Raw genomic sequence first — 13,398 nt, forward strand, 5'->3', positions numbered from 1 at the left:
AGGAGGTTCCAGCTGGCGTCAGCGGCCTCGGTCATCGTCATGGGGCTGACTTGGCTCTTCCTATGGGTGAAGGGCAGGATCGAGTCTGGGTTGAGGTGGATGAGGGAGTGACGAAGGAGTCTGTGTGGGACCTAGGGACTCATGGTAATGGTAAAGTTCGGCATGTGGGGGAATATGGTGACCCGATGGAACGCCCTGACTGTGACCACCAAAGGAGGTGCGCACGGGAGAACGGGTGATGTGCGTGGCGGAGATAAGGGTAATTAATGTGAGGAAGAGGTTCAAGGGTACCAAGGCACTGGACGGGGTCAACCTTACGGCTCCGGACGGGATGATAACCGCCGTTCTAGGTCCGAGCGGCTCGGGGAAGACGACCTTGCTCAGGGTAATAGCTGGGCTGGAGACGCCGGATGGGGGCAGGGTGTACTTCGACGGGAAGGATGTGACTGATACGCCAGCCTCGGGGAGGGGGGTGGGAATGGTATTCCAAGATCTGGCGCTCTTTCCACACATGACGGTCTTGGAGAACGTGTCTTTCGGGCTGGAGGCCCGAGGAATGTCGGAGAGGGAGGCCGAGGCCAGGGCTAGGGAGGTGCTGGAGATGCTCAGGTTAGAGGGCCTGGAGCACCGCTACCCACATCAACTGTCGGGCGGGCAGCAGCAGAGAGTAGCGATTGCGAGGGCTCTAGCCCCCGATCCCAAGATACTGCTTCTCGACGAGCCCTTCGGCTCGCTGGATGCCAAGCTGAGGGAGGAGCTCCTGTGGGAGATGCGGAGGTTGAAGGAGGAGAGCGGCTTCACCGCAATCCACGTTACCCACGATCAGTCGGAGGCCATGGCTATAGCCGACAGGCTGGCCGTGATGAACGAAGGGAAGATAGTTAGGGAGGGGGGCGTGGAAGAGGTCGTGGGCGACCCTCAAACGGTCTTCGTCGCCTCCTTCCTAGGGGCCAATGTGGTGGAGCTGGTAGAAGTTGCCCCGGGAATCTATGGGGCTGATAGGCTCATGGTCAGGTACGAGGAGGGGTTGGGCAAGCTTAGGATCGGATTCTACCCTGAGGATGTGAGGCTGGGCGAGGGTCTGCTTGTGGTGGTCGAAGCGGTTTCCAAGTGGCGCTCCGGTTACAGGGTGAAGGTAAGATCCGAGTTCTCCGAGGGAGAGATGGAGGTGTGGCTGCCCAAGGTTCCGGGGAGGAAGTTCGAGATAGAGGTGAGGAGGTGGTTCCCCCTCTCTGATACCCCTCCACAAACTCTCCCCTAACTTGGCTTGCCGGAGGCTCCAAACCCACAGCTACCCCGTGCGGTGATGGTAGTTGACTGAGAGAGGCGAAAATCTTAAGTCTTCAAAGTCTCGTCCGCTGTGGACTCAACAGAAGTATGGACAGGCAGCTCAACCGGTCACGGGGAATCGACTTAGGCTCATCAACAGCCCAATGGTTGATGGGCGACCCATCTAGGATATGTGGGAAATTCTTTATAAGTGGGACCCACTAAAAAAGCGGATGGAAGCGGTAGTCGATAGTAAGGGAAGAATAGTACTCCCGAAGAACGTGAGGAAGAAGCTCGGCTTGAGAGAGGGCGACAAGGTCATCATCATATTAGAGAGGGATGGTATCTTCATAAAGAAGCTAGAAGATCCGGAAAAAGTGTTGGAGGAGTTGCTAGGTGATCTGACATTCTCTAGGGAACTCAGGAGAATAGCTGAGCGCCAGGCCTTGAAGGAGGTATCTGTGTGATAAGGGTTCTCCTAGAAACGGGCTTCTTAGTCTCCCTGAATCCCAAAGATAGGAACCACGAATGGGCCATGAACCTATTAAAGCGGGCAAAGGATCGCGAGATAAAGATCTTTATTTCCCCTGCATCGCTCGTAGAGCTTTCCTTGATACTGAAGTCCAAGGGGTTATCTGAGGAGGGAATCAACCGCGTTCTCACGGCTATGGAGTCGCTGATAACGAGGTATGTCAGACCAGCCTTCCCTGACCTAACATTCGAGATCGTATCCGGCGCCACCAAGCTGAGAATGAAGTACCCTCAACTTTCCTTCTTCGATTCGATTCACACAGCGACAGCTCTTGCGAACGATCTGGATTATCACGACTTAGATGAGGTTATAAGGGACGTAGTAAAGCGTGAAAGAGAGTGAGTTCAGCACGATTACCTTCGCGTGCGATATCCTGTTTCGAATGTAGTCCAAACAAATTAAAGGGATTCTCGCTGATACGTGAGACAGCCAAAAACCACGGGTTCATCTACTTCGGGCGTCTGCAGACCATCCTCAAGCTTGAAGTCCCTCTGAGACTTCCATTACACCGAGGCCAGTTCCCTTAGGTTTCATCCCTAAGGCTTAGTTCCTATCACATCCAAAAAAGAGAATACCTTCACTGATCCTCCTCGTCCTCATCCCTAGTAGTATAGTAGGGAGTCTCCGTTGAATCCTCGTTGTCTTGAGCTCCCCAACTGTAGTAACCGAACACAGCAGAAGGATCGGAGCTCTCCTGCTCCAGCCTCTCCATCTGCCAATCGTCGCTTATGGATGCATCGAGCCAGCCCAGCCTATCGCCTTCGTTGTCGTAAACGTAACCGTCCTCCACGTAGCCCACCTCATTCCCCTCCTCATCCCTTAGAATGCCTTCGCCATCTATCTCATAGAAAGATACGTCCTCTCCTAGGTCCATGTCTCTAACTTGCCCATCGCTGTCCACGTAAAAGGTGTCCATGCCCGTCCCGGTAGCCACGTCATCCCCTTCCCATTCGCTTTCATAACTGGAGCTGTCATAGCTGGAACTATCTAGCTCCCACTCGCTATAGCTGTCTTCTAAGCCGTACTCAGGCTGGTAGTTGTGGAATTGGCTGGTCTTCAGGGATCTCGCGATCTGGTCAGTGAGTCTACTGGTAGATCTAATGGAGCTTAAGACGGACTTGTAAGCCATGTCACTCTCCCTCTTTAGGGCTTTAGCCCACTCCTGTCTCATCTCGAAGTGTGCTGCTATGCTCTGGAGTATCCAGAGGGCGCTCCTTCCCTTGGAGAGGTAAAGATAGGCGGCCCATATCTGTGATCCCATGAAGTTCTCCCCAATGGCGGTGACCCAAGCGTAACCGTCCTCCAACTTAGCTATGGCTGAGCTGAACATTGGCTGCTGACCTGTCGTTAGGGTAGACGCGAGTTTGGCCGTAACCAAGTGAGCTAAACTTCCGGGGATAGGTGCGGGCCTAACATCCTTCACCTTAATCCCCATAGGCGTCAAAGCCGTCCTCATGTAGCTGATAGCATCCATGTAGGGGCTGACCTTGGCTCCCATCATGAGGTAGGACTGGACTATTAACGGGTTCCCGTAAACGTAGGTGCTTGGGGGGATCATGGAGATCAGATAGTCCCTCCCCCGAATCTCCATAACGGGAGCCTCTCCTTGAGCGTAACACTTGACGTGAGATTGGTGTGGGACCGCTGTCTTGAAGGCGACGACTCCCCTCGCGGGATCAGGTACGTTGATCCTCCTAGCCTCTATTGAGTTCAGGAGCTCTGGTTTCCCGTAATTCTCTAAATCTTTGCTTAGATACTGTACGTGAGATGCCCATCCCCAAGATGGTTTTCCCGGGTAGACCCTTATTACGTACTCCCCCGGAGGGGTTCTCATGACCTGCTGCGTTAGTGTCCCTGGGAGGTAGCCCCTAGCCTCGATGAACCTCCCTCTTGACACTCTGGCATTCAAAGGAGCTCCTATCAATGCCTGTACGTAATTTACTAATTCCTTGATCAGGGAATCGGCGTCGAGTCGGGATGAGAAGATCATCGTGGTGGGCACGTGGGGGTGATGCGAAAAGAGGGTGCTTTCACTGGCTAATACCAGCCACCCATCGGGGACGTGAGCGCGGATCCCTATGAACATATCCCTGTACTCCACATTACCCCACTATCCTCTATTGGGGATTCAAGATAAGCTTTCTTGGTTTACCAGTGCTAGGTGATTTACCCGGATATTTATTACCCGATGCTGGATCCCGAATCGCATCCAAAAGATCCTTGTACTCAACATCACGATTACACCTTCGGGCCCTAGCGGGCCCTCTTCAAGCTGCCTTATAGTTAACTGTAGTACACTCATCAAGGGATCAAAATCAAGGGTGAAGATGTTCACCAGAAGGTCCGATGCTCACTGCCGATGGATCCCCCTTTCTCACAGAGAGCATTGGCGCGCGAGCATAACTGAACTGAGGTCTCTGCCATAAAACAGTTGAAGTGTTTGTTGCTCTTTTCCTAAGCTCCCTGAAGGATTTCAGCCGACTCTAATAACGCCTTCCAGTAAGGTATTTTTAGGTAGGGTGTCCAGATGCCACAATGAAGCTGGTTAAATTGTTGGAGAGGTTGGAGGGGTATCATGAAGAATTCGTTGAGGCCCTCCGAAATTATCGATTGGGGGCGGAGAGCATTTATTCGGTCGAGCGGCTCGCTCAGCTGATATCTCAAGTGATTCTGGACTTCGCAGCAGTCCTCGTTTCCAAGAGGAGGGGTAAGAAACCGGAGACTTACAGGGATCTGGCTAAATGGTTGTCAGAGGTGACTGATCCCAGTTTCGAGGATTTTTTGGAGGGTATGGCGGGTTTTAGAAATATTCTCGTCCATATGTACGCGGATATAGACAGAGATCTGGAGATGAGGGCATTCGAGGAGCTGGCTGAAAGGGTTCCTGAGTTGATTAGGTATTTGAGGGAGCTGGCTGATGATCCGTGTTTAGACCAAGTGAGGAGGATTATTCGAGATAAGGCTCCTGAGCTGGGTATAAGGTTGGTCTTCGTCTTCGGCTCTCTGGCGAGGGATGAATGCGGTAATGATGTCGACTTAGCCGTAAAGCTGGAGGAGAGGCCTAGGAGTATGTTGGATATTGGAAGGCTTCAGGTTGAGCTGGAAGCTCTGCTTGGAGCTCCAGTCGATCTGATCGTGCTGAACTTGGATGTAGACCCTGCCTTGGCTAAGACAATAGTCGATGAGGCGATCCTCATTTACGGCGATGAGGGGGAAGGAGAGGAGGAAATCCTCAAACTATACAAGAAGTCCTTAGATGCCCTAGCATACGGGAGGTGAACCGTTTAATGGGGACCAATTATAGCGATCCTTCGAATCTTGGTGTTCTAAACAGATTTAAGTAGAGCCGATGGAAAGCTGTAACTACTCCATTAGTAAGGGTTGAGAGATTTTGGCTCCATGGGTCTGGCCTCTCGAAACCATGTTTACGGATTGATTGCGGCGCGCCGGGTAGTGGAGGAGATTGGAGTCCGACAGCCTCTTCCTCCTGATATAAGAGGAGAAGTCAGTAAGTTCCGTGCGAGTGCGGTGATCTATGGTCACCGCGGGGAGGAAGAAACCCGGTCGCCTCTCTACTTCGTCGTCTTTGGGTGGAAGGATAGAGCTCCTCGTACCTGCCATGTGAGAGACCCAAGCTGAGATCAGGGAGGAAGCCCAATCGATGGCTCCATCATCTACACTCAGGTGCATACCCCAGATGGGTAGGGGGTTAAAATAATTCGAGCTTGACGAAAGTGTCAACTAGCGTTCGTAAAAGCAACTTTTTAGCTTTATCTAGTGAGGAAGACTCGATGAGCAAGCTCAACAGATATGAGAACCTCAAGGATGAGGTGGAGAGAGCCATAAGGCCCTTCATCAAAGTGAAAATATACCTGAGGGGCGAGGCAGAGCGGGAAAGGTTGGAAAAGCTTCTTAAGAACGAGTATTACTTGGAAAGGGTGGAGAGGCTGACGCACCTCTTCCTAGAGAGGAATGGGGCGTCTTTCCTCATAATTCCCCTCGATATACCCGTCGAGGATGCGAGGAGGCTTGAGCGAGACGAGAACTTCCTGAGTAAGGTGGAGGAGCTGGTTAGATCGGCCGGGGAAGCGAATGGTCCAGCTGACTGATCCTCAGCTAGCAATTTTGGGCGTCTTCCTACTATCGATACTCCTCCTAGTCACCGAGAAGTACCACAGGGCCACCTCAGCCATGATCAGCGCTGCCATCATGGTGTACTTCGGCGCCTACGTCTACGGACTCTTCCCGCCCGAGGAGGTCTTCGATTTCATTGATTGGCATACCCTACTCTTCATTGTGGGGGTCCTCATCCTAGTGGAGGGGCTCTCCGAGTCGGGGCTCTTCCAAGCAATGGGCCTTCTCGTAGCGAGAATCCTCGCTAGGAGGAGGAATCTTCTCTTCGTGTCCTTCCTGTACCTGACCTTGGCGGTCACCCTCTTCTTGGCGAACTTCCCGGCCATGCTAGTCATGGCTGCAATCACCACAAGCCTCAGGAACCGACTGGGCATCAACTTGAAGAAATGGATCATCTACGAGACCGTGATCGCGAACAGCGGGGCCATGGGCCTGATGATAAGTAGCATACCCAACCTGATAGTTGCGCTAAACTTCGGGATAAGCTTCAACGAGTTCCTGAGGGTGGCCCTGCCCCTATCCCTCCTCCTCACGACCGTAACTGCGCTAGTGGGGGTGTCGACCGGTGGCCTCTACCAAGAGAAAGGAGGTGAACTCACCGCCGCTAGGAGCTCCTTCGCGAGGGGGAAGCTCGTCAGATCCTTCCTAATCTTCTCCGCCTTCCTCGCCCTGATCGTGGCCAACCTCCCTCAATTCCCCATGGACCTCGTCGCGTTCCTCATGGCTACTCTCATGCTCTGGATGGGTGGGGCCGATCCGGACGAGATATTCTCCAACGTTGACTGGTCCACCGTCTTCTTCCTAGCCTCCTTCTACGTGGTGGTGGGAGGCGTGGAGAAGGCTGGCCTCTTAAACTACGTCTCCTCCTACATGAGTGGGTTGAGGGAGACTCCCCTGACCTTCCTGACCCTGACGTTATGGTCCTCTGGGCTGTTGAGCGGGTTCGTGGATAACATACCTGTGGCCCTCACCTTCACCTCGATACTGAAGGCGATGCCCTCCCTCAGCAAGGTCCTCCCGTACGCGGTCGCGGTGGGAGCTAATATAGGAGGTAACCTGACTTACTTCGCCTCTCCTCCATCTCTCGTGGCCGTGGGAGTCCTCCAGAGGGAGGAAGGACTCAACCCGATGGAATTCACCAAGTACGGGGCTCCGTTAACCTTCCTCCACCTTGTCGTGAGCGAGATCTACTTTCTCCTCCTCTTCCCCTGATCTTCCCGCCAGCTCCCTCCCCAGCAACTCTGATAGGATCTCCACCAAGGATTCGAAGCTTATCTTGAGTACCGAGTACACGGTCTTCACTAAGTCGTAGACGAAGAGTAGCGAGACTAGGATGAACAGGACAGAGATCACCCTGATCACCGTGTCTGGCAGCAATCTGAAGAAAGGAGAGAGTCCGAACCACGCTAGGGCCGTGGATAGCAGGTAGAGGAAGTCTAGACCGGCCCTTCTCAGGTTCCCCTTCTCCCCCAAACCGAACCTCTTAGCGAGAATGTCGCTCAACAGATCTAGGAAGAAGAGGGAGTCCCTTAGTACCCAATACCCGTAATATATGATGGCCAGGAGCCTGATCCCTCCTAGGATCTCGCTGGTATCTAAAAGGAGACCGAAGGCCTCGAACTTCATCCCCCCGAACATGGCGTCTAGGGCAGCTAGGGCGATCATTGCAACGGCGAGCTTTATTAAAGAGCCCAAGATCCTCCTTATCCTGACTTTGAGCTCCTCTCTGTCCATTTCTATCCCCATATATAGGAACTGGAGCTTATAATACTTGAATTGGGAGAAGATGAGCAGTTATTCAACCTGTCTAGGAGGAGCTGAGAACATAGAAAGATCTTTGATTTGAGCAAACTCAGGGAATGGGTGTTTAGGAGGTGCGGACAAGTAGGAGATCCCTTAGATTAGCCTCCTAGAGAGGAGAGACCTCAATGTATAGTCTGCAGGTGTCCGTGCTGAAAAGTAGGAGCACGCGAGCTTCTCTCGACTCGGAGGTCAGATCCCTAGCTGTGACCCCCCACTACCTATTCCTAAGTTGTTTCTCGAGTCGATCCTATCAAGGCGGATCCAACTGGGTTTCGCCGTCCGAGCCACTGGAAATGGAAAGAGTTACAGGGGTCTAAGACATAACAACCGGGTCATTCAGCGGGCCTATCCATCCGATGAGAGAACCACGGGCTCTCTGCCGTAGTGTTCCGCCACTGTGAGAACGCGGGCCCCTTCGACCTCGGCAAGTTCGTACACATCTTTAAGCCTCTCCCTGAACCTAGGCTCCCTAGGGAGGTGGTGATCCAGCAGGATCAGATCGCACCCGGCATCCCTGACTATCCTCTTCAGGTTCTCGACCGCCCTTCTCAGGTTTATAAGGTTCAGCATATACCCAAGGGTATAGGTAGCGGGGCCATCTATCAACGCAACCCTTGGCCCTTCCCCTATCACCCAGTCAGCGTAGTCCTCTATTATGGGCCCGTTCACGTCCGAAGTGTATAGGACCTTCTCGCCAGCCCTCTCCACCGTCAGGCCGACGACCCAGCCTACCCTGCTGAACTCAACTCCGTGGAACATGGGCCGGGTGAACCTCATTCTAGTCTTACCGAAGGTGAACTCCCTCCTGTCGGCGAACCTCAGCCTGAAGGTCTCGCCATCGTGCTCCGGTATCCTGGCATACCTCCTCCACCTTTCAACCCTCTTAGAGAACCATTTCATCCCCTTATTCAGTAGCTCCCTCTTCCTCTCCGAGTAATCGGCATAGTCCAGGCTCATGGCATGCGAAATCTCCTCCAGCGGATCACTAATCTCCAGCTCAGAGGGCTCCTCCATAACCTCATCGAGTTTGATCCCCTCCATGGAGAACAGATTGGTGAAGAAGTGCAGGGCCCTCTCCCTCTGAGAATCATTTATGTACTCGTTCGGGGACTTGGCCAGGATCAGTCTGTCCCTGTAGAAGGGCTCTTCGAAGTCCGTGTAGTGGTCGTAATGGTAATGAGTTATGACCACCACGTTCGCATCCTTCACTGCCTTGGAAATGGCCTCATAGCCCTCAATCAGCCACCTCTCCTTCATCTCCCACGATGCGGGGAAGGAGGGGTGCATTATCGCTATCCCCGGATCCACCACGATGGAGGCGTCGGGAGTTCTGATGAGGGTGCAGAAGGACTTGGCTCCCAGTGAATCAGCCCAGACAGGTATCAGCTCCATGTTCCTGAGTTTCAGTGCTCTTTGGGGGACCACCATCTAAACAGCTGGGTCCTCCTACAAAAGCCCATCGACATCGATGGGACCGGGCTCCTCACCTCCGCCTATCCAGAGATCACCACCCAAGCCCAGCAGGAATTTCCATATGTTGGACTCGTCCAGCAGGATCACGCCCTTCGGGTATCTCCTGTGCGGCTTTCCCGCCTTCACTTCTACCTTGAGGCCATCTGCCACCACATCTATTTCGTAGCCGTTCCTGTAGTAAAATACCCTTCCATACTCCCTGTAGACGTGTTCTTGGACCACCCATTCGTAGAGGGCGGACTCCAAAAATTTCTGATCTGCCCACTGACTGAACACCCTAGCTAGTGCAGGATCCCTGAAAAAGAACTTCCTCTCCTTTCTGTACTTCACTCCATTATTCTTTAGATAAGCTATTCCTACCAAATAGAGGTCCTTCAGAAATTCCAGATACATTTGGACTACCTTGTATGAGTAGCCCGATGTATCGGCAGCGAGGGAGCGGTAGCTCACAGCTGATGGGGCCTTCCTGAAGAGGGATGCCAAGATCTCCTTCACTATCTCTAGGCTCTTCCCGAATCTCACCATCTCGTTCAGGTATCCACTTATCAACTCCGCATCGGGCATGCCGTTCATCTTGGACAGGAAACCGCCTACCTTCAAGTACTCCTGGAAGGCCCTCCTCAACTGGCTATCTGTATCTGCTCCTATCATCCTCGCGTACTCCCTGAATGATAGGGGGATCACCTCCACCGTCCTTCCCGTTCCCCTCCTTCCTGGGAAGAAATCGGCGTCCCTCCTAACTTTAATCGACGAGGAGCCGGTTGCAACTATGACATCCCCTAGAAGATCTCCCGAGTCTACTAGGGCCTTGATAGGCCTCCACCACCCCTCCAGAGAGGTGATCTCGTCTAGGAATATATAGGAGTGATCCGCTCCCTTCCTCCTCCTGAATTCTAGGTACCATCTCAGGGTATCCAGCAGATCCCTGAAGGAGGGGAATATCTCACAGTTCAAGTATAGGATTGATGCCGGGTTTCTGGAATCCGAATTCAGGAGCTCCCTTATCAAGAGCTTGATCCCTGTAGTCTTACCGACCTGCCTGGGACCCACCACGAAGTTTAGTGAGAAGGGCTCGAGTGACAGCTTACGTATCCAATTGGGAACAACCTTGAAACGCAGAGCGCTCCATCTCGCTAGAGCGGGGTCTTCCTCACCCATCCACCATGGATTGATGGACTCGATAAGCTCCTCCATTGAGAGTTATTTTCTCTCAACTATATAAAAAGCTTGAGAATTAAAAGTTCTCACTCTTGCTTGCGCGATCGCGCCATGCACGAGATTCCGTTCAATAGTTAGGGGACATTAGGGTCATGCGGAGCTCTCCAAAGCTGTCTAACGGGCAAGTCTAGCCTATCTAGGATCGAAATTGTATTTGGGAAATTCAGATACCTCCAATTGGGTGTTCTACCTGTACCGGAACGCTCCCTTTTATTCATCCTAATCCCATCCACCCCTGAGTGATCCTCCGTGAGGATGAGTGTACTGATAATTCTGACCGTTTTAGGGGTGATCGCACTCCTAACGATCTTTCTGGAGCGAGAGGTGCCCACAGTTCAGCTGGGTAAGGGATGGGACGAGAGGGAGAAAGTGAGGATAAGGTACGGAGAGGACGAGAGGCAGTTCGTGGATCTCTACCTCCCCGATCGGCGGGAGGTCTGGCTCGCCTTCGTGGTGCACGGCGGGGGGTTCAGGGGAGGAACTGCTACGGGATCAAGTGCCAAAACTATGGCCAACCCCTTCTTCGAGAAGGGGTTCGCGGTAGCGAGCGTCGAGTACAGGGTGTGCCCCTCAGTTAAGTGGCCCACCCCCTTGGAGGACATTGCTCAAGGAATAAGGGCGACTCTCTCCTACCTCGAGTCCGAGGGCGTCGAGGTCAGGGGCTCCGTATACATTGGAAGTTCCGCGGGCGCCATAGCCGGAGCCCTCCTGATATACGGCCCTGAGGCAGACAGCTACGGCGTATGGAACATATTCAACGGATATATCGGCCTCAGCGGTGGATACTGCATCTCCGAATTTCCGGAAGCTAGGTTGAGGGAATCTAACGGCACGTATCAGCTCTGCGCCATCGAGATCTGGGAGATCTTTCCGTTCGACGAATTCACCGATGTTAGGAGGGTTCCAGCCCTCCTAATAGCGGGCGATGAGGATCGGCTCCTCGATGGAAGGGCCGGTACCAATGGGGTCAACCACCAAGCCAGGTGCTTCGCCTCCCTGCTGAGGTCCAGAGGCGTACACGTGAGGACACTGTACTTGAGGGGAGGTCATAGTGCTCCAGTCAGGAGAATCGCCGCTGGCGGTGATGGAGTCCTCTCAACAATCAATGAGTTCCTTTCAAATTTGATGGGCGGTTAATTGTCTTGGAAGCTGCCGGACGCTGAGAAATCTGCTTCAGTCTGAGTAGTGTTGAGTGAATGGCTCGGGCCTTTTCTGTTGAGTAGATTCTCGCATGGAGGTATGCGATTAGGTTCCAAGTCCACCCTCCCAGATTGCCTAGATGCATTTCCTGAGCCTCCTAGTTAGGAGGACAGGGGTCTCTGGGGAAGATCCGTCCTGATCTTCGCTAAAAAGCTCTCCTCCAAGCTGGTGATCGGCTCGTCATGGTGGCGGCCCTCGATGAGGAGGAGCCCCTGCTCTACGAGAGCGGCGCACTGGTGGTCGTGAGGGGAGGGATGAGTGTATGGTCTCGGAGGTGCTGGAAGAGGGAGGTGGAGAGGGAGTTCGGTAGAAGGTCGCCATAAGTCCGCTGATAACCACGCCCGACGATCCTGTAGTGGAGGCCTTCATAGAGAAGGCAGATCCGGTGAGGAGGTTTGAGCGTAGAGAAGGCCGCTAGACTGCTAGAAGAAGATAGAATAGACTTGAAGGTTGGAAATTACAATAAGAGTGCCTCAGCAAGCTACTTCGCCGCTAGGATGATGGTGGAGTTTTTTCTCTCAGGTCTAGAAAGCCCTCAATTCTCAGGAGAGACGTAAGCTGGCTAATCTATTCGAGAATCAAGGTTTTAAGGAGCTTTATAACGATTTCAGGAAGCTTTATGACGTTAGGAAGAAAGCCAGACTACTTGGGAAAGTTCGTCGGTCGGGAAGAAGCTGAGATCTCCCTTGAAAGGGCGAGAGGCATAGTGAAAGTATTGATGAGTTATTAGGACGTGGGACAAATGATACTGCGTCGGAGACCTGATCGTCGTGTTTAATGCCTGTGGGAGCTCGAGCTCTCGGATACTTGGAGCATCTACCGACCCGAAGCAGATCTGTTAAATCATTCACCCGGTACCGTCTCATATGCCGCGGTCGCTGCTACTAGATGACTTCTCCAAGCTAGTCCTGATGGGACCGCCGAGGGTGAGGCACGACGGAAAGTTCGTTGCGTTCCGCGTGGGAAGGGCCCTTCTAGAGGATAACGAGTACGATTACAGGATATGGGGGTACGATACCGTTTCAGAAAGGATCCTCCCGTTGACTGAAGGTCCTAAGGACGGAAATCCATCGTGGGAGCCTGGTGGAAGCAGATTCCTCTTCATCAGGGGTACTGATGACGGGAACGAGCTCTACGTGTGGAGCGGCGAATACCCCGAGTACAAGGTGTTGAAGCATGAGAACAGCATAGAAGGGGCGGAGTGGGCGTTCAAGGATATCGGGGTGGCCCTGTTCGTTGAGGGAAGGAAGGAAGAGGATGTGAGGACCATAAGGGAGATCCCATTCTGGTGGAACGGGAAGGGGTGGACCTACTGGTCGGTGAACAGGTTGAGGGGGGTGGACCTGAACACGGGCGAGACGTGGCCCATCTCTCCTCCAGAGCTGCACGTGAAGGACTTCATGCCATCTCCTGACGGCAGGAATGTAGCGTTCCTCGCCCTCAAGGACAGGTCCAAGCAGTTGGATGTAAGCCTATTCGTCTCAGATATTTACGGGGAGGATGTGAGGGAGATAGGGCCCGGTAATTGGTATCTCACCCAAGTTAGCTGGCGGGGCGACGGAAGGGCCCTTGCCTTGGTGGGACACAACAAGAGGAGGGGTCTCGTTACCAACAGGCACTTGTACGAAACGCCAATAGATGAGTGGGATCCTGTTGACCTCTCTCCCATGGACAGGAGCTTGGGGAACAGTCTGAACAGCGACGTGAGGGGAGGCATGGACACGAGGCCCAAGTGGGCGGACGGCAGGTGGTACTTCCTCGTGCACGAG

The 13,398-nt window shown here is 53.3% G+C and carries 14 protein-coding genes; 10 read left to right on the forward strand and 4 right to left on the reverse strand.

What is annotated here, in order from left to right; translation table 11 throughout:
* Positions 1-244: 244 nt before the first annotated feature.
* The 3 genes from QI197_05235 (at position 245) to QI197_05245 (ending at position 2,143) form a co-directional block, all read left to right on the forward strand.
* Positions 245-1,261, forward strand: a complete 1,017-nt coding sequence (locus QI197_05235; GenBank protein ID MDK2372762.1) for an ABC transporter ATP-binding protein — start codon at positions 245-247, stop codon at positions 1,259-1,261.
* 241 nt (positions 1,262-1,502) lie between these two features.
* Positions 1,503-1,736, forward strand: coding sequence for an AbrB/MazE/SpoVT family DNA-binding domain-containing protein (locus QI197_05240; protein MDK2372763.1), 234 nt, complete (start codon positions 1,503-1,505; stop codon positions 1,734-1,736).
* On the forward strand, positions 1,733-2,143 hold the full coding sequence (locus QI197_05245; protein ID MDK2372764.1) for a PIN domain-containing protein: 411 nt from the start codon (positions 1,733-1,735) through the stop codon (positions 2,141-2,143). Before QI197_05240 ends, QI197_05245 begins: the two co-directional genes overlap by 4 nt.
* 235 nt (positions 2,144-2,378) lie before the next feature.
* Here the strand turns inward: QI197_05245 and QI197_05250 are convergent, their stop codons facing one another.
* The gene (locus QI197_05250; protein ID MDK2372765.1) at positions 2,379-3,902 is read right to left on the reverse strand and encodes a hypothetical protein; all 1,524 of its coding nucleotides are present in this window, start codon (positions 3,900-3,902) and stop codon (positions 2,379-2,381) included.
* Between the two features lie 434 nt (positions 3,903-4,336).
* Here QI197_05250 and QI197_05255 point away from each other — a divergent pair, with 434 nt between their 5' ends.
* The 3 genes from QI197_05255 to QI197_05265 all read left to right on the forward strand — a co-directional run bounded on the left by QI197_05255 (position 4,337) and on the right by QI197_05265 (position 7,147).
* Positions 4,337-5,080, forward strand: coding sequence for a DUF86 domain-containing protein (locus QI197_05255; protein ID MDK2372766.1), 744 nt, complete (start codon positions 4,337-4,339; stop codon positions 5,078-5,080).
* A 512-nt stretch (positions 5,081-5,592) separates the two neighbouring features.
* Complete coding sequence (locus tag QI197_05260; GenBank protein ID MDK2372767.1) at positions 5,593-5,910, forward strand: hypothetical protein; 318 nt, start codon at positions 5,593-5,595, stop codon at positions 5,908-5,910.
* Complete coding sequence (locus tag QI197_05265; protein ID MDK2372768.1) at positions 5,894-7,147, forward strand: SLC13 family permease; 1,254 nt, start codon at positions 5,894-5,896, stop codon at positions 7,145-7,147. Before QI197_05260 ends, QI197_05265 begins: the two co-directional genes overlap by 17 nt.
* Here QI197_05265 and QI197_05270 read toward each other — a convergent pair.
* From QI197_05270 to QI197_05280, 3 genes are all read right to left on the reverse strand, one after another.
* Entirely contained in the window at positions 7,091-7,669 is a 579-nt protein-coding gene (locus QI197_05270; protein MDK2372769.1) for a hypothetical protein, read from the reverse strand. The genes QI197_05265 and QI197_05270 overlap by 57 nt on opposite strands.
* Before the next feature lie 414 nt (positions 7,670-8,083).
* Positions 8,084-9,166 carry an MBL fold metallo-hydrolase gene (locus QI197_05275; GenBank protein ID MDK2372770.1) on the reverse strand — a complete coding sequence of 361 codons (1,083 nt, stop codon included), beginning with the start codon at positions 9,164-9,166 and terminating at the stop codon, positions 8,084-8,086.
* 18 nt (positions 9,167-9,184) lie between these two features.
* Complete coding sequence (locus QI197_05280) at positions 9,185-10,369, reverse strand: ATP-binding protein (protein MDK2372771.1); 1,185 nt, start codon at positions 10,367-10,369, stop codon at positions 9,185-9,187.
* 315 nt (positions 10,370-10,684) lie between these two features.
* On the opposite strand from QI197_05280, the gene QI197_05285 reads away from it, so the two are divergent.
* The 4 genes from QI197_05285 to QI197_05300 all read left to right on the forward strand — a co-directional run.
* Positions 10,685-11,566 carry an alpha/beta hydrolase gene (locus QI197_05285; protein ID MDK2372772.1) on the forward strand — a complete coding sequence of 294 codons (882 nt, stop codon included), beginning with the start codon at positions 10,685-10,687 and terminating at the stop codon, positions 11,564-11,566.
* Between the two features lie 245 nt (positions 11,567-11,811).
* Positions 11,812-11,952 carry a hypothetical protein gene (locus QI197_05290; protein MDK2372773.1) on the forward strand — a complete coding sequence of 47 codons (141 nt, stop codon included), beginning with the start codon at positions 11,812-11,814 and terminating at the stop codon, positions 11,950-11,952.
* Between the two features lie 72 nt (positions 11,953-12,024).
* Positions 12,025-12,186, forward strand: coding sequence for a hypothetical protein (locus tag QI197_05295; GenBank protein ID MDK2372774.1), 162 nt, complete (start codon positions 12,025-12,027; stop codon positions 12,184-12,186).
* Between the two features lie 309 nt (positions 12,187-12,495).
* Positions 12,496-13,398, forward strand: a 903-nt coding sequence (locus tag QI197_05300; GenBank protein MDK2372775.1) for a hypothetical protein, incomplete at its 3' end; no start/stop codon positions are given.

This window comes from Thermoproteota archaeon (assembly GCA_030130125.1).
In the GTDB taxonomy this organism is placed as follows: domain Archaea; phylum Korarchaeota; class Korarchaeia; order Korarchaeales; family Korarchaeaceae; genus Korarchaeum.